Origin of the sequence: Amycolatopsis nivea (assembly GCF_004522235.1) — a bacterium.
Taxonomy (GTDB): Bacteria; Actinomycetota; Actinomycetes; order Mycobacteriales; family Pseudonocardiaceae; genus Amycolatopsis; species Amycolatopsis nivea.
In genome coordinates this window covers 1-17,867 of record NZ_SDLT01000079.1, presented here as the reverse complement: position 1 = coordinate 17,867, position 17,867 = coordinate 1, and the positions used below count along the sequence as shown (strand labels likewise).

Below are 17,867 nucleotides of genomic sequence, written 5' to 3'. Positions count from 1 at the left end.
CCCACCAGCCACAACCACGATGAAACAACCCCATTGGGGCGGCATCCCGAGCGGGCGCGGGGCGGGCACGGGGCGAGCGGGCGGGCCGTGAAGGGCTCCTTGAGGGAATCCAGGTCCGTGAAGGGGTCCCTCACGGACCGTCGGCTGGTCGTGAGGGGAACCCTCACGGAATCAGAGTTCCTCAGGGTGGCCCTCACGTCACCAAAAAAGCCGTGAAGGGCTCCTTCAGGGAATCTAAGTCCCTCAAGGAGCCCTTCACGGCCAAACGGTGCTCAGTAAGTCGGCAGGCTCGGGTCGATCTGCCGGGCCCAGGCCAGGACTCCGCCGCCTAGGTGGGTGGCGTCCTTGAAGCCTGCTGCGTGCAGCGCGGCCAGTGCCTCGGCCGAGCGGGCGCCGGACTTGCAGTGCAGGACGATGGGCTTGTCCTGCGGCAACTCTGCCAATGCCTCGCCGGACAGGATGCGGTCCTTCGGGATCAGCGTGGCGCCCTTGATGTTGACGATCTCGTACTCGTGCGGTTCGCGGACGTCGATCAGGGCGAAGTCCTCGCCCGCGTCGAACTTGGCCTTCAGTTCCGCGGGGGTCAGCGTGCTGCCCGAGGCGGCCGAGGCGGCTTCGTCCGACACGACGCCGCAGAAGGCTTCGTAGTCGATCAGTTCGGTGATCTTCGGGGTCTCCGGGTCCTTGCGGATCTTGACCTCGCGGTACTTCATCTCCAGCGCGTCATAGGAGATCAACCGCCCGAGGAGCGGCTCTCCGATGCCGGTGATGAGCTTGATCGCCTCGGTCACCATGATCGAGCCGATCGACGCGCACAGCACGCCCAGTACTCCGCCTTCGGAGCAGGACGGGACCATGCCGGGGGGCGGCGGCTCGGGGTAGAGGTCCCGGTAGTTGAGGCCCTTGCCGTTCGGGGCGTCCTCCCAGAAGACGCTCACCTGGCCTTCGAACCGGAAGATCGAACCCCACACATACGGCTTGCCCGCCAGCACTGCCGCGTCGTTGACCAGGTAGCGCGTGGCGAAGTTGTCCGTGCCGTCGAGGATCAGGTCGTACTGGCTGAAGATCTCCAGCGCGTTCGCCGATTCCAGGCGCTCGGTGTGCAGGTGCACCTTCACCAGCGGGTTGATCTCGGCGATCGATTCCTGCGCCGACGCGGCCTTGAGCTTGCCGAGGTCGGACTGGCCGTGGATCACCTGGCGCTGCAGGTTGGATTCGTCGACGACGTCGAAGTCGATGATGCCGAGCGTGCCCACGCCGGCCGCCGCCAGGTACAGCAGCGCCGGGCTTCCGAGGCCGCCCGCACCGATGACCAGGACCTTCGCGTTCTTCAACCGCTTCTGCCCGACCACCCCGACGTCCGGGATGATCAGGTGACGGCTGTACCGGGCCACCTCTTCCTTGGTGAGCTCGGCTGCCGGCTCGACGAGCGGCGGCAGTGCCGTGTCTGACATCGGGTCCTCCATACTCGCGCGGGTCGCGTAGTCGATCCCAGTATGTTCAACGCCCGCCCGCAAGGGAGACTTCCCTGCTCTCAGATCGTGGGACGTTGTTACTGGCCCGGCGGGGTCGGGTTCGGCCACGCGTTCGGCTTGCACACGCGATGGTCCGCCGCGACCTTGCCCTTGTCGCCGCCGGGGATGTTGTTGAGCATCGCGACGTAGTCGTCGGCGACGCCGAACGACTGCTGCATCATCACCGGAGCCGGCTGGTCGTTTCCGGGACAGCCCACGTGATTGTTGCCCAGCGCGTGCCCGACCTCGTGGTTGATGGCGTACTGCCGGTACCCGGTCATGTCGGACATGTAGACCTTCGCGCCGCGCACCCAGCGGGACAGGTTGATCAGCACCCGGCCCATGCTGCGCCGGTAGCACGAGGCCTCGAATTTGATCTGGAACCCGCACGCGTCCGGCCGGTGCGTGGTGTCCGGCGTGGTGAGGCTCACCCGGAAATCCGGGTCCGGATAGCTCGCGTCGACCCGCTTCAACCGGATCTCGCCGTTCCAGGTCCAGCTGCGCGGATCGGACAAAATGCCCTGCACCGCGGTGCCGAAGCTGTCGTCGCCCGCGTAGCTCGACGGATCGATGCCGTCCTCGACCTCGACGGTGTAGGTGTAGAGCTTCCCGCCCTTGCCCACGACGTCGCTGGACCCCGGCACGACGTGCCAGGTGCCCTTGCCCGTCTGCGTGAAGGGGCCGCCGGCGGGCAGGTCCGCGGTGGGCACGTTGAGGTTCACCGGCTGCGCGGGGTTCTCCGGGATGCCGCCGCCACCGTCGATCGCGCCCGAGGACGTGTCGCCGGACGCGACCTCGCCGCTGCTGCCGGCGACCCCGGCGTCGGACGGGCCGGAGGCGGTGTTGACCGCGACCAGCACGGTGATCACGGCCAGGATCGGCAGCGCGTACACGCGCCAGCCGTAGGTCTTCACGAATCGCGCGAACGGCGACTGCTTCTTCTTCGGTGCCGGGCGCTTCTCGGAGCCGCCGTCCTTGGGTTTCCAGGACGCGGCGAGCGGCTCGGCGCTGGTGCGGCGTCCGCCCGGCCGGTACCGGTCGTCGGCTACGCGCTGGGCGGGCTTGCGCGCGGGCCGGTACTGGCCGACGCGCGGAGAGTCGGCCTCCGCATCGCCGGAGCCCGCCGACCCCGAGGACGCTGAACGCCGGGCCGACCCGGCGGTCGGGCCCCGCCGGTCCTTCGCTCGCGCGTCCTGCTTCAGCCGGTCCACCGACCCAGGGTGCCACACGACGGCGACGTTCCCGGCAGCGACTGGCGGGCTCCCCGGCGATCCGCGGTCCCCCGTCCGGGCTACCAGGAGCCCTTGTCCGCGCCCTCCCACAGACCCAGCACGGCCTTGGCCACCACCTGCGGACGTTCCATCTGCGCAACGTGTCCGGTGCGCGGGAGGACCAGCATCCGGGCGTGCGGAATCGTCTGCGCGGTCCGCAGCGCGCGCTTGACCGAGATCACCCGGTCGTGGAGACCCCAGACGACCAGCGTCGGGGCCTTGACCTGTTTGGCGACCGACCACAGCGACGCGGCGCCGAGCGCGGTCCAGCGCCGGAAGATGCCGAACGTGCTGCGCTCCATCGCGGCCAGCGCCCACGGGAACCCGGCGCGCGCGGCGTGCTCCTCGACCAGTTCGTCCAGCCGGGCGTCCGGGAAGCGGGACGGATCGTGGAAGCACAGCTTGATGACCTGCGCGGCGCGTTCGCGGGCGGTCATCCCGGCCATCCGGCGGCGCACCCGCGCCCCGACCACCGGGAGGTAGGCCAGCGCCATCAGCGGATCGGACAGCCTGCGCGGGTCCGGGCGGCGGTCCGGCATCGCCGGGGAAATCAGGGTGAGAGTTCTCACCAGCTCCGGCCGCCGCGCCGCGACCAGCAGCGAGATCGCGCCGCCCATCGAGTTGCCGAGCAGGTGCACCGGCTCGCCGAGCCGTTCCAGCCTGCTCGCGATGACGTCGGCGTGGTCGTCGAGGCTGTAGGCGAATCCTTCCGCAGGCTCCGAATAGCCGAATCCGGGCAGGTCAACGGCCTGTCCGGCGGCAGTCGGGGCGAGCAGCGCGGCGAGGTCGGTCCAGTTCGTGGACGACCCGCCGAGCCCGTGCACGTACACCGCGGGCGTGCCGTCCGGACCGGGCGTGTGCCGGATGTGGAGGCCGTCCTCGACCGTTCCCGGCCAGGCAGGCAGCGCCCCGTCGAGCGGCGGAAGGGGCGTAGTCGACAATGGCACCTGGGTCACCGGCGGGCGGACCGCCGCCGCGGCGGCGGGGCGGGAGGTCGTGGTGGTCACCGGTCCAGGATGCCTGACCCTTGGCATTTCGGGCGTACCCACGGGTAATGTCAGATTCACTTCACGCGGTGGTGAACCCGCCCGGCGAAGGCTGCGGACGGAGGAAGAATGACGGAGATGGCGCGACTGCAACGAGGCGTCCGGTTGCCCCGGACGGAGCGCCGGGCCCAGTTGCTGACGGCCGCGCAGCGCGTCTTCGCCGAGCACGGCTACCACGCGGCGGCGATGGACGAGATCGCCGAGGAGGCCGGGGTCAGCAAACCGGTCCTCTACCAGCACTTCCCCGGCAAGCTCGACCTGTACATCGCGCTGCTGGAAAGCCACGTCGACGACCTCGTCGGCCGCGTGCAGGGCGCGCTGAACTCCACCACGGACAACCGCCAGCGCGTCCCGGCCACGGTCGGGGCGTTCTTCGACTTCGTGAACAACGACGCCGGCGCGTTCCGCATGGTCTTCGAATCCGACCTCCGCGGCGAGCCCGCCGTGCAGGAGGCGGTGGACCGCGCGACCTCGGCGAGCGTCGAGGCCATCACCGAGACGATCACCTCCGACGCCGGGCTGGACGAGGAGAAGGCCCGTCTGCTGGCGGTCGGCCTGGTCGGGATGAGCCAGGTCAGCGCGCGCTACTGGCTGCAGCACAACCAGTCGATGAGCCGCGAGGACGCGGTGGCGCTCACCGCGAACCTCGCGTGGCGCGGCATCGGCGGCGGTTTCCCGCTCAAGGACAACTGACGCCCGTGCGCGTGGTCGCGGTGCCGGGCACGTTGTGCAGCCCGCTGATCTACGCACCGCTGGCGGCCGCGCTGCCCGGCGGACTGGACGCGGTCGACTGGATGACCGCACCGGGTCCGTGGCGGATCGAGGACATCGCGGCGCGCGTCGCCGACCGCATCGAACAGCACGGCGGCCCGGTCACCGTGATCGGGCACTCCACGGGCGGCTGCGTCGCGGCGACGGTCGCGGCCACCCGGCCGGGCCTGGTTTCCGCGCTGCTGCTCGCGAACACCGGCGCGCACATGCGCGGTCACGGCGACGTCGACCGGATCCTCGCCACGATCGCCACCGAATGGGGTCCCGACCTGCACGCAGCCGTCCTCGACCGGTCCTTCGCCGCGCCGTTGCCGCCGGATCTGCGGGCTCAACTGCTCGACTACGCCGCCCGCGTCCCGGCCGAAGCCGCGCTGGAAGTCCTGACGAGCCAACGGGATCTGGACCTCACGCCGCGGCTCGCGGCGATCCGCTGCCCGGTCGCGGTGCTGCACGGAATCCGCGACCGCGCCCGCACGCTCGCGGACGCCCAGCACCTCGTCGACCACCTGCCGGACAGCGAACTCGTCACCGTCGAGACCGGGCACTCGCCGATCTGGGAGGACGTCCCGGCCACCGTCGCCGCGCTCGAACGGCTCCGCTAGTTCATTCGCGCGGTTTTCGCTGGCGGGGCACCGATCTCGCCGCTCCGGGCAGTTCGACCAGCAGCTGTTCGAGATGGTCCGGCAGCGCGCCGTGCGGATCGGTCAGCCAGGCGTCGGCTTTGCTTCGCCGCGACGGTTGTTCGCTGTCTGACAACAAGGCGACGTAACAGCCGTAGTCGATGGCGAACCCGTCGTAGAGCGTTCCCGGCCGCTTGCGGTTGACGATCCCGCGCCGCACCAGGTGAACGAGCCGGGCGTCGTGCAGATCGCGCATGGTCTCGTCGTGTGCGCCGCTGGCGTGCTCGAGCAGGAAAGTACGCGAGCGGCGCCGGCCGACCACCTCGTCCACCAGCCAGCGAAGCGTCGTCAAGGCCGGTTCGTTCCCGGCGATGGCGGCGTACTTGTCGCGCAGGTACCAATCTTGCGCGGCCTGCCGGACGTGCCGGATCCCGATCGTCGCGGTATTCGCGTGCTGCGCGGCCAACGCGGCGATGTTGATCGCGTCGCGGGGCACGCCCTCGGCCGCGCGCACGAGTTCGGGAAACGCGGTGCGGCTGAACGCCGTGGCCACGAATTCCGCCGGGTCGTCGGTCATCGGCATCCGCGGTCGTACGTGATTGAGGAAGAGTTCGGCGAAAAACTGTCTCGACTGGGTCCGGCCGTGATCGAACAGGAGCACGTCGTCGAAGCTGACCGCGGAGGCCGCGTCCGCGCCGACCTCGATGCCGACGTAATCGCCGTCGCGGCCCGGTTCGCGGAACCGGGACCGGCGTTCGATCGCCGCGATCTTGACCGTCGTCCCGCGCGTCGGCAGCACGCTGCGGCGCAGCAGATCCGCCAGCAACGGTTGCAGCTCAAGGGGAATCGAGCTCCACTCGTCCAGCAGCAGCCACAGCCGGGCCGGCGCCAACGCGGCCGTGACCCGGGCCAGCGCCCGGCTGAGCGGCCCGAAAATGACCTGGTGATGCTCGGTTCCGGTGCGCCGCAAGCGATCCGAAGCCGTCACCGATTGCCGGCTGCTGCCCGACATCGTCACCCGGCCGCGCGGACCGCCCGGTCCCCAGGACGCCGAAGCCCCGGCACTGGTCGCCTGCTCGGCTGAACCGCCGACGGTCGTCTCCCGCTCGACATTGCCGACGACCTCGACCGTCGTCGCCGCCTCGGTCAGCTCGTCGAGGCCCTGCAGCAAGCCTCCTTGATCGGACACCTGCGTCTCGATCGCCGTGGTCAGCAGCTGTTCGTGCACCGCTTCCAGCGTGTCGACCAGCAACTGCGTGCCCCGAAGCGACACCGGCAGCTGCTGATTCGCATACAGCCCGCTGGTGGACCCGATCATGCGGAGATCCAGGTACACCGCGACATCGTGCGTTTCCTCGACCAGATCGGCCAGATACAGCAAGGCGTGCGTTTTCCCGGTGCCGCGGCGGCCGTAGAAGATCTGGTGGTCAGCCGAATGCAGCATCGCCGAAAACGACCCGGCCACCACGAAGGTCTTGGCCAGCGTGTGCCGGTCCACGCTCTCCGCCCGCCGGGAAATCGCCATCAGGCTGCGGTTGACGTGCGCGCTCAGCGGCTGCCCCATGCACCCGTCCTGTCTGTCGGCGACATCCCAGCCACCCAGCGTGACAGCGCCGGGCGGCCGGGACCAGCCGACAGACAGGTACGAGCGCGAACGCGAAGGGTCACGAAACCCGCAGCAGCGCCCCGATGCGTTTCGCGACCTCGCCCGCGCGCTCCTGCGGCAACATGTGCCCGGCGCCGGGAAAACGGACAAACTCCGCGTCCGGCAGCTCGTCCGCGATCACTTTCGCGTGCGGCAGCGGGCAAAGCCGGTCCTTCTCTCCTGCCAGCACCACGGACGGCGTACCGCGCAAGGTCGCCAGCGCGACGCGGCGGTCGTGCGTCGAAATCGCGTCCTGGAACGCGCCGAGGCTCGCCGGATGCGCGCACAACAGCTGATCCGCCACCAGCCGCAGGTCCGCGCGGCGCGGATGCTCCCCGAACACGAGGAACCGCGCGCCCGAACGCACCATCGCCGGGCTCAACGGCAGCCGCTCGCCCTTGCGGTGCGACAACGCTTTCGCCAGCCTGCGCTCGAACCGCGCGGAGAACTGGCCCGCCATTCCGGGCAGCCCCAACGTGATCCGGTCCATCTGCCCCGAGGACGTCGCCACGAACGCCGCGCCGACCACCCGGTCCCGGACCAGTTCCGGATGCCGTTCGGCCAGCGCCATCATGGTCATGCCGCCCATCGAATGCCCGGCGAGCACCAGCGGACCCGACGGCACGCGCGCGGCGATCAGTTCGGCCAGATCGTCGGCCAGCCGCGGAATCGTGCCGGTTTCCTTGGTCGCGGGCGCGGAACCGCCGTGTCCGCGCAGGTCGTAGCGCAGCGTCCGGACGCCGGGGCCGAGGTGGTCCATGACGCCGTCCCACGTGCGGTGGTCCTGCGTCCAGCCGTGCACCAGCACGAGCGTCACCGCGGCGTCGGCCGGGCCGCTCAGTTCGACGTGCAGCGCACAGCCGTCACTGGTCACGAACCGGTGCTCACGAGCCGGATTGCGCAGCCGCTCTACGGTAGTCACTTGCCCTCCGGAAGCAGGAAAGACTTGCGCCAGAACGGTTTCCCTGGCAACCCGACCAGACCGGACTCCTGCAGGAACGGCATGATCTTCTCCCCCGCCCACGCGATCGTCGCGCGCCAATGCGGGTTGTTCAGCGCCGTCTCGACGCCCTCGCGCGGCCGGATCCCGACCGCCTTGTAGACGTTCGGGTTGATGAACGCCCTCGTCACGAAGTACGAGATCAGCGCGATGCTGAACTGCTGGTAGGCGACCTCCGCGCGGCCGAGTTTCGCCATCCCGCGGGTGACTTCCTCGCGGGCGAAGGTGACGTGCCGCGCCTCCTCCAGCACGTGGATCCGGTTGACCATCCGGACCAACGGCTGGATCTGGTCGTCGTTCATCTGCTCGCGCTGCAGCCGGTCGAGCACCTCCTCGGCGACCAGGATCGCGCCGTAGCGCGCCGGGCCGTAGGAGATGGTCGGCATCAGCTTCGCGAACTGCCGCAGCACCGGCACCGGACCGTAGGTCGGGCAGCCGATCCGCGCGGACATCCGGGCGAACATCGTGGAGTGCCTGCACTCGTCGGCGATCTCGGTGAGCGCGAACTGCGCGTGCGCCGTCGTCGGATCCTGCGCGTAGACCTCCTTGAGCAGCATCTGCATCAGGAGGATCTCGAACCACAGCCCGGTGGTCGCGATGCTGGCCATCTCGTGCTTGCCCAGCTCGATCCGCTGTTCCGGGCTCAGCCGGTCCCACAGCGGGGTGCCGTAGAGCGACGAGCGCTCCGGCAGGATGTACCGCTTGCCCTCGACCAGCGGCGCGTCCCAGTCGATGTCGACGTCCGGGTCGTAGAACTTGTTCGCCGCCGACTTCAGCAACCGCTGTGCCGTCGCCTCCCGGTCGGTCACCTTGAGCGTCCGCGTCATCATCAGCCCCTTCCAGCGCCTGACTCGCCGTTGAATCGAGAAGCCGCGTCCCGCCTGTTGCCCCGGGCTCTGTGCTCCAGAACATGTAACCCGTGGTAACAGTTACCTCTGGTAGCATGACCGCCGTGATCGAACGTGTCAAGCGCTCCAGCAAGCAGTCCGGCAAGCAGGCGGCCGACACCGAAACGAGCACCGGGGACGCGCGCCGCGATCGCTGGCGCAAGCACCGCATCGCCCGTCGCGCGGAGTTCGTCGAAGCGGCCCTGCGCGCGCTCGACGCGCACGGTCCAGACCTCGGCATGGAGGACGTCGCCGCGGAAGCGGGCGTCACGAAACCCGTGCTGTACCGGCATTTCGAGGACAAGGCCGACCTGTACGTCGCACTCGGCCAGCGCGGCACGGAGATCCTTTTCGAACGGCTGATCCCGGCGATCAACGCGGAACTCGCGCCGGTGCCGCGGATCCGGATGGCGCTCGACGCGTTCTTCGGCGTCATCGAAGAGCACCCGAACCTGTACCGCTTGCTGGCACACGGCGGACTGCCGGGCAAAACCACCGATTCGGACGTCGTCGCGGAGGACAAGGAGGTCATCGCGACCGCGCTGACCGCCCTGCTCGGCGACTACATGCGGATGTTCAACATGGACTCCGGCGCGGCCGAACCGTGGGCGCACGGGATCGTCGGCATGGTCCAGAGCACCGGCGAATGGTGGCTGGACCGGCGTTCGATGGGCCGCGATTCGGTGGTCGAGTACCTCACCCAGATCATCTGGGCGGCGATCGACGGGCTCACCCGCCAGCAAGGCGTGGTGATCGACCCGAACCTGCCGCTCGAGGAGAACAAGGTCGTCCAGCTCGGACGCACCGAGAACGACACCGCCGCCGGCGACGAGGCCGGCTGACGAGAGGACCCCGGATGAGCGACGAAGACGGCTACACGGGCTCGGCGACGCTGGTCGTCGACGGCACGGAGATCGCCGCGGACCTCGATCTGCGCGGCTATTTCCAGCCGATCGACGGGTACTACCACTGGTACGGCCGCGTCGCCGCGAACCCGAAGCTGGCCGAGGCGGTCGGCGGGCGCAAGAAGGCGTGCGAGGTGCGGGTCGGCGAGCACACCGCCGAGGGCGAGCTGTCCGATCCGGACCCGTGGGGCCGCTACCGGCTCACCGGCACGTCCACGCCCCCGTTCTCGGTCCCGAAAACGCTGGCCGAGGTCGAAGAAGCAACAGCCTGACCACGAAAAAGGCCGCTCCGGAAGCTGTGCTCCGGAGCGGCCTTTCGCGTGTACGGCTGAATCAGTCGCCGACGCCGAACCCGACCTTGCGGACGTCGGACGGGGCGATCTCGACGTACGCGATGCGGTCGGACGGGACCAGGTACTTGCGGCCCTTCTCGTCGTTGAGGCGGAAGAGCCCGTCACCGGCCGTCAGCGCCTCGGCGACCAGCTTCTCCACCTCTTCGGGAGTCTGGCCACTGGACACCACCAGCTCGCGCGGCGTGTCCTTGATGCCGATCTTGACCTCCACGTGGGACCTCCGCTGGAAACTCGTTGTGACTACGCCCGGCAAGGCTAACCGAAGCGGGCCGCCGCGGTGGCGCGCGACCAGCAGGTGATTCGCGACCACTCGCTCAGCCCAGCCCCAGCGCCTGCATGCGCTTGGTGTGCCCTTGCTGCAACCGGCGGAACAGCGCGCCGATTCCCGCGAGATCGCCGGACCCGGCGACGATCAGTTCGGCCAGGCCATCGCGCTCGGCCACCACGTACTGGGCCTGGGTGAGCGCCTCGCCGAGCAGCCGGCGGCCCCACAGCGCGAGCTTGTCGCGGGCCTTCGGATCGGCCTTGATCCCGGCGGCGACTTCGCGTTCGGCGAACGCGGAGTGCCCGGTGTCGGCGAGCACGGTCAGCACCAGGTCCTTGGTCTCCGGATCGAGCCAGTTCGCGATCTCGCGGTAGAGATCGGCCGCGAGCCCGTCCCCGACATACGCCTTGACCAGCGACTCCAGCCACGACTTCGGCCGGGTGGAGCCGTGCCAGGCGTCCACTTGCGACACGAACGGGGCCATCGCGTCCTCGACCGCGACGCCGTTCGCCGCGAGATGCTTCGTCAGCAGGTCGAGGTGCCCGATCTCGGCGGCCGCCATCGAGGCGAGCGCGGCGCGGCCGGCCAGCGTCGGCGCGCTGCGGGCGTCCTCGGCCATCCGGTCGAACGCGGACAGTTCGAGGTAGGCGATCACGCCGAGCAGGTCGACGACGCCTTCGCTGATCGCGGGCGGGGAAGTTGCGGGCGCGGCTTCGGCGGGGTCGGTCACGGCGACGAGGGTATCGCCGAACCGCAGGCCCGCGCCGCGAAGAGACCGATCCCACGCCGCGCCGCCCGCTCCCGGTATTCCCCGGAAAACACCTGACCAGGTACAGTGGGGTCGGATAAACAGAGCTTCGCCGCGCCGGACCGCCCTTTTTCGAGGGCCCCGACAGCGGCGGGAACCAGGCGAACGGCCGGTGCCACCAGGGCGGCCGGGGTTCGCCGCAAGTGTGCGTGCACGCCTCCTAGCGGCATTCCCGGGAGGGCGGCTCCGGCGCCACAGGCCTCCGCAGACGAGGCCGCGGCGTGAGTCAGGCCCCCGGTCGAGTGTCGAGTGACAACCGGCCTGTGCGCGCTGGTCACGAGAGAGGCGATCACCCTGACCGCAGAACAGTCCACAACCGAACAGACCGAAACCGCGCAGGCCACCGCCGCTGTCGCTCTCGAGCACAGCGAAAACGGACCGGCCGCGCTGGACACGTCGCACCCGCTGCAGGCCGGTGCACCGGTGACCGAAGAGGCGCCGACGTTCGAGTCCTTCGGTGTGAAGCCGGAAATCGTCAAAGCGCTCGCGGAAGCGGGCATCGTGCACACGTTCGCCATCCAGGCGCTCACCCTGCCGCTCGCCATGGCCGGCGACGACCTCATCGGCCAGGCCCGCACCGGCATGGGCAAGACGCTGGGCTTCGGCGTCCCGCTGCTGCACCGCGTGCAGGTGCCCGGCGACGGCACCCCGCAGGTGCTGGTCGTGGTGCCGACGCGCGAGCTGTGCATCCAGGTCGCGAACGACCTGAAGGGCGCCGGGAAGCACCTCGGCATCCGCACGCTGGCGATCTACGGCGGGCGGCCGTACGAGCCGCAGATCGAGGCGCTGCGCAAGGGCGTCGACGTCGTCATCGGCACGCCGGGACGGCTTCTCGACCTCGCCGAGCAGCAGCACCTGGTGCTGGGCAAGATCCGCGGGCTCGTCCTGGACGAGGCCGACGAGATGCTGGACCTCGGCTTCCTGCCGGACATCGAGCGGATCCTCCGGATGGTGCCGGACGAGCGGCAGACGATGCTGTTCTCCGCCACGATGCCGGGCCCGATCATCACGCTCGCGCGCACGTTCCTGAACCAGCCCACGCACATCCGGGCCGAGGAGAACGACGCCGGCGCGATCCACGAGCGCACCTCGCAGTTCGTCTACCGGGCGCACTCGATGGACAAGACGGAGCTGATCGCGCGGGCGCTGCAGGCCGAGGGCCGCGGGCTCACGATGATCTTCAGCCGCACCAAGCGCACCGCGCAGAAGATCGCCGACGACCTGGTGGAACGCGGTTTCGCCGCGGCCGCGGTGCACGGCGACCTCGGCCAGGGCGCCCGCGAGCAGGCACTGCGCGCGTTCCGCTCGGGCAAGGTCGACGTCCTGGTCGCCACGGACGTCGCGGCGCGCGGCATCGACATCGACGACGTCACGCACGTGATCAACTACCAGTGCCCGGAGGACGAGAAGACCTACGTGCACCGCATCGGCCGCACCGGCCGCGCGGGCCGCACCGGTGTCGCGGTCACGCTCGTCGACTGGGACGAGGAACCGCGCTGGAAGCTGATCTCGGACACGCTGAACCTCGACCTGGCAGAGCCGGTGGAGACGTACTCGTCGTCGCCGCACCTGTACAGCGACCTGGGCATTCCGGAGGGTACGAAGGGCCGCCTGCCGCTGTCGAAGCGCACGCGGGCCGGCCTGTCCGCCGAGAAGGAAGAAGACCTGGGCGGCAAACGCCGAGGCCGTCGCGGTGCTAGCGGTCCTTCCTCGCCCGCTGCGGAAGAGGAAGCCCCGCGCAAGCGCAACCGCACCCCGCGCAAACGAACCCGCGGCGGCGCCCGCTCCGCCGCGGCCATCGAAGCCGCCGACGCCGCGTCGACTGCCTCGGACCAGCAGGAAGACCGCCCCCGGACCCGCCGCCGCACCCGCTCGGGAGCAGACGCGACCGGCCCGGCGACCTCCGCCGGCAACGCCACCCCCGCGACGACGTCCGACTCCGGAGAAACCGGAGACCGCCCGGCACGCCGCCGCCGTCGCCGTCGTCCGTCCGCATCTGATACACCTGCGTCGGCAGACTGAGCGACACACCGGGAGTCAGTTACGTGAACGACCACGGGAACGGCACCGACGAAACGCCCCCCGAACCCGGATCGAACGTAGCGGGCACTCCCGCGAATCCCGACGAACGCCCCCGGCCGGATAATCCGGCCGGGGAGCACGTCTCGGACGAGGCCCCTGCTGGGGTGGGCGAGGTGCCTTCCGCTGAGCGGGGCGTTTCGTTGTCTGGGGATTCCGCTGTTGTGGGCTCTGGTTCTGGTGGGGACGCTTCGGGGTCGCAGGCCGGGGGCTCGGCCGCTTCCGCTGCCGACGGTGCTTCCGCTGCGGCAGAGGAGCCGTTTGCGGGCTCTACCGGGGCGGTTTCCGGTGCTGCTGGAAGCGCTTCCCCGGCACCGGCCGTTCCTGGCTCGCAGCCCGGAGACTCCGCCGCTCACGCCGCCGACGCAGCTGCCACCGAACCCCACCGGCCTTCCAGCACCGCCGGAAACACTCCCGCGGCACCGACCGCTCCCGGCACACAGCCCGGAAACTCCGCCGCACACGCCGCCAACGAAGCTCCCGCCGAACCCCAACGGCCCTCCAGCACCGCCGGAAACACTCCCGCAGCACCGGCCGCTCCCGGCACACAGCCCGGAGACANCAGCACCGCCGGAAACACTCCCGCAGCACCGGCCGCTCCCGGCACACAGCCCGGAGACACCGCCGCACACGCCGCCAACGAAGCTCCCGCCGAACCCCAACGGCCCTCCAGCACCGCCGGAAACACTCCCGCGGCATCAGCCGCTCCTGGTTCGCAGGCCGGAGACTCCTCCGAGGAAGCTCCCGCTGAACCCCGCAGGTCCTCTGCAGTCTCCAGCGCTGCTGGAAACACTCCCGCAGCATCAGCCGCTCCTGGCTCGCAGCCCGGAGACTCCGCCGCGCACACCGCCGACGAAGCTCCCGCCGAGCCCGACCGGCTCTCTGCAGCCTCCCGCGCTGCCGGAGACACTCCCGCCGCGCCAGGCCCACAAACCGGCCAGCCGATCGAGCCTGCGCACGAAAAAGCTTCCCCCGCAGGTGCCCACGCCGCGAGTCCCCCGGTCACTCCCGAGGAGCAAACCGGCCCGATCGCGCGCGTCACCGACGAACCCGCCGGGGTCAGCAGCACCTCCGCCGAGTCCTACGGTTCCGAAAACCTTCTCCCCCGCCCGCCCGCCGCCGCGGATTCCGTTGCGCCGCCGGGGAAAGCCCGTCGCTCGCCGTGGAACCGGGGGCGGGACCGGGTGATCGCGGGGGCGATCGTGGTCGTGGTCGCGGTGGTCACCGCGATCGTCGCGATGAACAGCGACAATCTGCACACCAGCCGCGCGCTCGCGGATCCGCCGCATGCCCTCCCCACGCCGCCGACCTCCGTTCCTGGGTCGATGACACAGCTGTGGCAGGCCCCGAGTTCCGCGACGCCGATCCCGATCGGACAGTCCGACTCCGTCGTGACCGCGGACGGCAGCGAGGTCGCCGGCCGCGATCCGCTCACCGGGCAGATCCGCTGGCACTACACCCGCGAAAACCTGCAACTGTGCACTGTGGACACCGCATGGGGCCGGGTGAACGCGGTGTACCACAAGTCCATGGGCTGCAGCGAGGTCACGCAGCTCGACCCTGCCACCGGCCGCATCACCGCTCAGCGCAACGGCGACGCCGAACTGGGCACCCGCCTGATCAACGACGGCAGCCACGTCACGACGACCGGCAAACATCTCCTCGACACGTGGCGCGACGATCTCGTGAAGAGCATGGAGTACGGCAAAGTCCCCTTCCTGCAAAACGCGAACAAACAACCCCGCCCCAACTGCACTTACGGCACGGTAGCAGCGGGCGCCGACAAAATCGGCGTGATCGAACGCTGCCCCGGCGATCGCACGGACCGCCTGACCGTCTACAAGGCGACCGCCGAGCACGAGGACGAACCGAAGGTCACCTACACCGCCCTGCTGGCCGGCAAGCGGGCCCGGGTCATCGCGATGTCGGGCGACCTCACCGGCGTGCTGCTGCCCGACCAGAAGCTGTACGTCGTGTACGGCGCGGACGGTTCGCAAAAAGCCGCCTACCCCATGGATCTCCCCGCCGCGGACACCGCGAACGACCCGGTCGGCGGCACCGAGGCGACGACCCGCACCGCTGCGGGGATCTACTGGTACACCGGCTCCAAAACCGTTGCCCTGTCCCGAGACGACCTGTCCCCGCGCTGGACCCTGGACGGCACGCTCGGCCCGGGAATCACCTTCGCGACCCAGTTGGTCGTGCCCATCCGCGGCGGCCTGGCCGTGCTGAACGAAATGAACGGCGCAACGCTGCGCACAGTCGGCATCGACCGCGGTGCCTACACGGGCCCAGTCCGCCTCACCGCACTAGGCCCGGTACTGCTCGAACAACGCGGCCCAACCCTCGCCGCCCTGCGCTGACCTCCCTCAGAACCACCACAACAGACTGAACGCAACTCCCGCGACGACCAGCACCCCGGCACCCGCCCCGACCGCCACTTTCCCGACGCGACGGTCGGCAACCCGTTGCAGCACAAGCGCAATCACCGCGGCGACGGGATGCCCGACCAGCTTGAGCGGACCTGGCCCGGGTGCTCCGTTGACGAGGCACAACACGCCGACCACGAGCACCCCGAGGGCCAGGACCGCCAGCCCCGCGGCGACCGACCCGGTGAACCCGCGCCACCACCGCCCACGCGGCTTCCGCTTGACGGACGACTCATGGCGCTCGGGTGCCGCCTTGGTTGGCGCTTCGTCTTCTCCGGTCGCGTCGTCGCGCGCGGGTGATTCATGGATAACCGCATCCTCGCCAGGCACAAGACCATCGGCGGCGGTCGAGTCATGGATAACCTCGAACCTGGCGCTGTCCTCCGCCGCTGAACTCCGCGATGGCATCGCAGCGCGCTTCACCTCAGAACCAGCCAGAGCAGCACCCTCCGCCGCTGAACTCCGCGACGCCATCGCAGTCCGCTTCACCTCAGAACCAGCCAGAGCAGCACCCTCCGCCACTGAACTCCGCGACGCCATCGCAGTCCGCTTCACCTCAGAACCAGTCAGAGCAGCACCCTCCGCCACTGAACTCCGCGACGCCATCGCAGTCCGCTTCACCTCAGAACCAGTCAGAGCAGCACCCTCCGCCACTGAACTCCGCGACGCCATCGCAGTCCGCTTCACCTCAGAACCAGTCAGAGCAGCACCCTCCGCCACTGAACTCCGCGACGCCATCGCAGTCCGCTTCACCTCAGAACCAGTCAGAGCAGCACCCTCCGCCACTGAACTCCGCGACGCCATCGCAGTCCGCTTCACCTCAGAACCAGTCAGAGCAGCACCCTCCGCCACTGAACTCCGCGACGCCATCGCAGTCCGCTTCACCTCAGAACCAGTCAGAGCAGCACCCTCCGCCGCTGAACTCCGCGACGCCATCGCAGTCCGCTTCGCCTCAGAACCAGTCAGAGCAGCATCCTCCGCCGCAACACCGCTGCCCCATGCCGCGCTATCGCTTCCACCATGCGACATCGCGGCACCGCGCGTGTCCGCACGGCCGTTCCCCGCCGTGCTGACCGCATGCGAGCTGGCGTCCTTGACACGACGACCGTCACGAACCCCGCCAGATCCCGCGGCAAGATTCGTCGACACAGCAGCAGAATCCTTCCTTGCTACGCCGTGAACCGACCCATCACCCGCGACTCCACGGCCCCGGCCAGCGTCGCGACCATGCGCGGCACCAGCCCCGCCGCGGGACGGTTTTTCGATGTCCGGTGACGCCACGATCCTCGGGTCCAATCCACGTCTCGGGAAACCCCCTACGGCGCAAGCAAATCCCACGGTTGCGCGGCAGGGGCGGTCTGCTGTCCCGCCACGCAGCTCGGGCGGAAGTCGCACCATGCGCAGCGGCGGTCGGGGCGGGCGGGGAACAACGTGTCTCCGTCGCCGCCTGCGTCAAGGGTATCTGCTGCCAACCGCAAATCCCCCGCGGTCTCCTCGGCGCGTTCCAGGTGGCGCTTCAAGGTTTCCGGCGTGTGTTCCGCCGCGGCGATCGTGCCGGACGGCAAATGGTGCAGTTCGACCTTCGTGCACGGCATGCGCAACGTGCGCGTGGCCGCCACGGCGTACATCGCCAGCGCTTGCGACGCGCGGGCCTCGTGTTCGTCCGGGGCTCGGCGGCCGGTTTTGTAGTCCACGATCACCAGTTCGCCGCCGCGCTGGTCGATCCGGTCGGCTCGGCCTTCGATGATCATCGTCGGGCGGCCGCCGGTGGTGCTGACCGGGGCGGACACCCAGCGTTCCAGGCCGACCGGGTCGTCGCTGACGTCGTTGTCCTCCACGTACTCCGCGACCCAGCCCTTCGCGCGCGCACGGTAGCGCGCGGCCTGTTCGTCGTCGGCGAAACCGGCGTCTTTCCAGTGCTCGGCCACCAGCGCGATCCCGCGCTGCGGCGTCCGTTTCGCCACCGGCAGGTCGAAAAGCGCCCGCAACGCGTTGTGCACCACCGCGCCCAGCGTGCTGTGCGCCCACGGCCCGGTGCGCTGCGGTGTCGGCCGGTCGAGATAAGCCAGCCGGTACCGGCGCGGGCAATCGTCAAAGGTGCTCAGCCGCGCGGGCGAGACCTTGGTGAGCCGCTGCGGTTGCTCGACGCCGAAGTCGAACCCCATCTGTTCTTTCACGCCGCCCCCTTCCATCGACGCCCACGCTACGCACCACCACCGACACTTTCCGGCGTGGGCTAGCTGTGATGTCCAGGGAGGTTGGTCAGCCGGGTGA

The 17,867-nt window shown here is 69.8% G+C and carries 16 protein-coding genes; 6 read left to right on the top strand and 10 right to left on the bottom strand.

The annotated features are described in order from the left end of the window. Window positions 1-272: 272 nt before the first annotated feature. The 3 genes from moeZ to EIZ44_RS43530 form a co-directional block, all read right to left on the bottom strand. Entirely contained in the window at window positions 273-1,454 is a 1,182-nt protein-coding gene (gene moeZ / locus EIZ44_RS43540) for an adenylyltransferase/sulfurtransferase MoeZ (RefSeq protein ID WP_134734516.1), read from the bottom strand. 98 nt (window positions 1,455-1,552) lie between these two features. Beyond that, window positions 1,553-2,725, bottom strand: a complete 1,173-nt coding sequence (locus EIZ44_RS43535; RefSeq protein WP_134734515.1) for a DUF3152 domain-containing protein — start codon at window positions 2,723-2,725, stop codon at window positions 1,553-1,555. Window positions 2,726-2,805: 80 nt separating this feature from the next. After that, a complete protein-coding gene (locus tag EIZ44_RS43530; RefSeq protein WP_205673490.1) occupies window positions 2,806-3,819 on the bottom strand; it encodes an alpha/beta fold hydrolase in 1,014 nt (337 codons plus the stop codon). An 81-nt stretch (window positions 3,820-3,900) separates the two neighbouring features. Here EIZ44_RS43530 and EIZ44_RS43525 point away from each other — a divergent pair, with 81 nt between their 5' ends. Continuing rightward, the gene (locus EIZ44_RS43525) at window positions 3,901-4,524 is read left to right on the top strand and encodes a TetR/AcrR family transcriptional regulator (protein ID WP_009072985.1); all 624 of its coding nucleotides are present in this window, start codon (window positions 3,901-3,903) and stop codon (window positions 4,522-4,524) included. A gap of 5 nt (window positions 4,525-4,529) precedes the next feature. Continuing rightward, window positions 4,530-5,204: an alpha/beta fold hydrolase gene (locus EIZ44_RS43520; RefSeq protein ID WP_240691567.1), complete on the top strand. Its 675-nt coding sequence runs from the start codon at window positions 4,530-4,532 to the stop codon at window positions 5,202-5,204. Between the two features lies 1 nt (window position 5,205). Here the strand turns inward: EIZ44_RS43520 and EIZ44_RS43515 are convergent, their stop codons facing one another. The 3 genes from EIZ44_RS43515 to EIZ44_RS43505 all read right to left on the bottom strand — a co-directional run bounded on the left by EIZ44_RS43515 (window position 5,206) and on the right by EIZ44_RS43505 (window position 8,694). Next, on the bottom strand, window positions 5,206-6,786 hold the full coding sequence (locus tag EIZ44_RS43515) for a P-loop NTPase family protein (protein ID WP_134734513.1): 1,581 nt from the start codon (window positions 6,784-6,786) through the stop codon (window positions 5,206-5,208). Between the two features lie 100 nt (window positions 6,787-6,886). Next, window positions 6,887-7,789, bottom strand: coding sequence for an alpha/beta fold hydrolase (locus EIZ44_RS43510; protein ID WP_037815858.1), 903 nt, complete (start codon window positions 7,787-7,789; stop codon window positions 6,887-6,889). Beyond that, the gene (locus tag EIZ44_RS43505) at window positions 7,786-8,694 is read right to left on the bottom strand and encodes an AurF N-oxygenase family protein (protein WP_037816391.1); all 909 of its coding nucleotides are present in this window, start codon (window positions 8,692-8,694) and stop codon (window positions 7,786-7,788) included. The genes EIZ44_RS43510 and EIZ44_RS43505 overlap by 4 nt, the downstream gene beginning before the upstream one ends. A gap of 116 nt (window positions 8,695-8,810) precedes the next feature. On the opposite strand from EIZ44_RS43505, the gene EIZ44_RS43500 reads away from it, so the two are divergent. Together EIZ44_RS43500 and EIZ44_RS43495 are read left to right on the top strand one after the other, a co-directional pair. After that, window positions 8,811-9,596: a TetR/AcrR family transcriptional regulator gene (locus EIZ44_RS43500; RefSeq protein WP_037815860.1), complete on the top strand. Its 786-nt coding sequence runs from the start codon at window positions 8,811-8,813 to the stop codon at window positions 9,594-9,596. Between the two features lie 14 nt (window positions 9,597-9,610). After that, window positions 9,611-9,931: a DUF4873 domain-containing protein gene (locus tag EIZ44_RS43495; RefSeq protein ID WP_037815862.1), complete on the top strand. Its 321-nt coding sequence runs from the start codon at window positions 9,611-9,613 to the stop codon at window positions 9,929-9,931. A 61-nt stretch (window positions 9,932-9,992) separates the two neighbouring features. On the opposite strand, the gene EIZ44_RS43490 is transcribed toward EIZ44_RS43495, so the two are convergent. Together EIZ44_RS43490 and EIZ44_RS43485 are read right to left on the bottom strand one after the other, a co-directional pair. Beyond that, window positions 9,993-10,223 (bottom strand): DUF3107 domain-containing protein, encoded by a 231-nt coding sequence (locus EIZ44_RS43490; RefSeq protein WP_009072973.1) that lies wholly within the window; start codon window positions 10,221-10,223, stop codon window positions 9,993-9,995. A 103-nt stretch (window positions 10,224-10,326) separates the two neighbouring features. Beyond that, window positions 10,327-11,007, bottom strand: a complete 681-nt coding sequence (locus EIZ44_RS43485; protein ID WP_199817816.1) for a ferritin-like fold-containing protein — start codon at window positions 11,005-11,007, stop codon at window positions 10,327-10,329. Window positions 11,008-11,508: 501 nt separating this feature from the next. On the opposite strand from EIZ44_RS43485, the gene EIZ44_RS43480 reads away from it, so the two are divergent. Together EIZ44_RS43480 and EIZ44_RS43475 are read left to right on the top strand one after the other, a co-directional pair. Further along, entirely contained in the window at window positions 11,509-13,107 is a 1,599-nt protein-coding gene (locus EIZ44_RS43480; RefSeq protein ID WP_167754473.1) for a DEAD/DEAH box helicase, read from the top strand. Between the two features lie 1,085 nt (window positions 13,108-14,192). After that, window positions 14,193-15,527, top strand: coding sequence for an Rv3212 family protein (locus EIZ44_RS43475; RefSeq protein WP_240691568.1), 1,335 nt, complete (start codon window positions 14,193-14,195; stop codon window positions 15,525-15,527). Between the two features lie 6 nt (window positions 15,528-15,533). Here the strand turns inward: EIZ44_RS43475 and EIZ44_RS45850 are convergent, their stop codons facing one another. Further along, on the bottom strand, window positions 15,534-16,016 hold the full coding sequence (locus EIZ44_RS45850) for a hypothetical protein (RefSeq protein ID WP_240691566.1): 483 nt from the start codon (window positions 16,014-16,016) through the stop codon (window positions 15,534-15,536). An 893-nt stretch (window positions 16,017-16,909) separates the two neighbouring features. Further along, window positions 16,910-17,758 (bottom strand): RecB family exonuclease, encoded by an 849-nt coding sequence (locus EIZ44_RS43465; protein ID WP_134734517.1) that lies wholly within the window; start codon window positions 17,756-17,758, stop codon window positions 16,910-16,912. Window positions 17,759-17,867: the final 109 nt, after the last annotated feature.

Bases quoted from the DNA above. Each gene is read 5' to 3' on its own strand.
- EIZ44_RS43500 (WP_037815860.1), top strand. From the start codon at position 8,811: ATGACCGCCGTGATCGAACGTGTCAAGCGCTCCAGCAAGCAGTCCGGC.
- EIZ44_RS43495 (WP_037815862.1), top strand. From the start codon at position 9,611: ATGAGCGACGAAGACGGCTACACGGGCTCGGCGACGCTGGTCGTCGAC.
- EIZ44_RS43505 (WP_037816391.1), bottom strand. From the start codon at position 8,694: ATGACGCGGACGCTCAAGGTGACCGACCGGGAGGCGACGGCACAGCGG.
- EIZ44_RS43530 (WP_205673490.1), bottom strand. From the start codon at position 3,819: ATGCCAAGGGTCAGGCATCCTGGACCGGTGACCACCACGACCTCCCGC.
- EIZ44_RS43525 (WP_009072985.1), top strand. From the start codon at position 3,901: ATGACGGAGATGGCGCGACTGCAACGAGGCGTCCGGTTGCCCCGGACG.
- moeZ (WP_134734516.1), bottom strand. From the start codon at position 1,454: ATGTCAGACACGGCACTGCCGCCGCTCGTCGAGCCGGCAGCCGAGCTC.
- EIZ44_RS43465 (WP_134734517.1), bottom strand. From the start codon at position 17,758: ATGGGGTTCGACTTCGGCGTCGAGCAACCGCAGCGGCTCACCAAGGTC.
- EIZ44_RS43515 (WP_134734513.1), bottom strand. From the start codon at position 6,786: ATGGGGCAGCCGCTGAGCGCGCACGTCAACCGCAGCCTGATGGCGATT.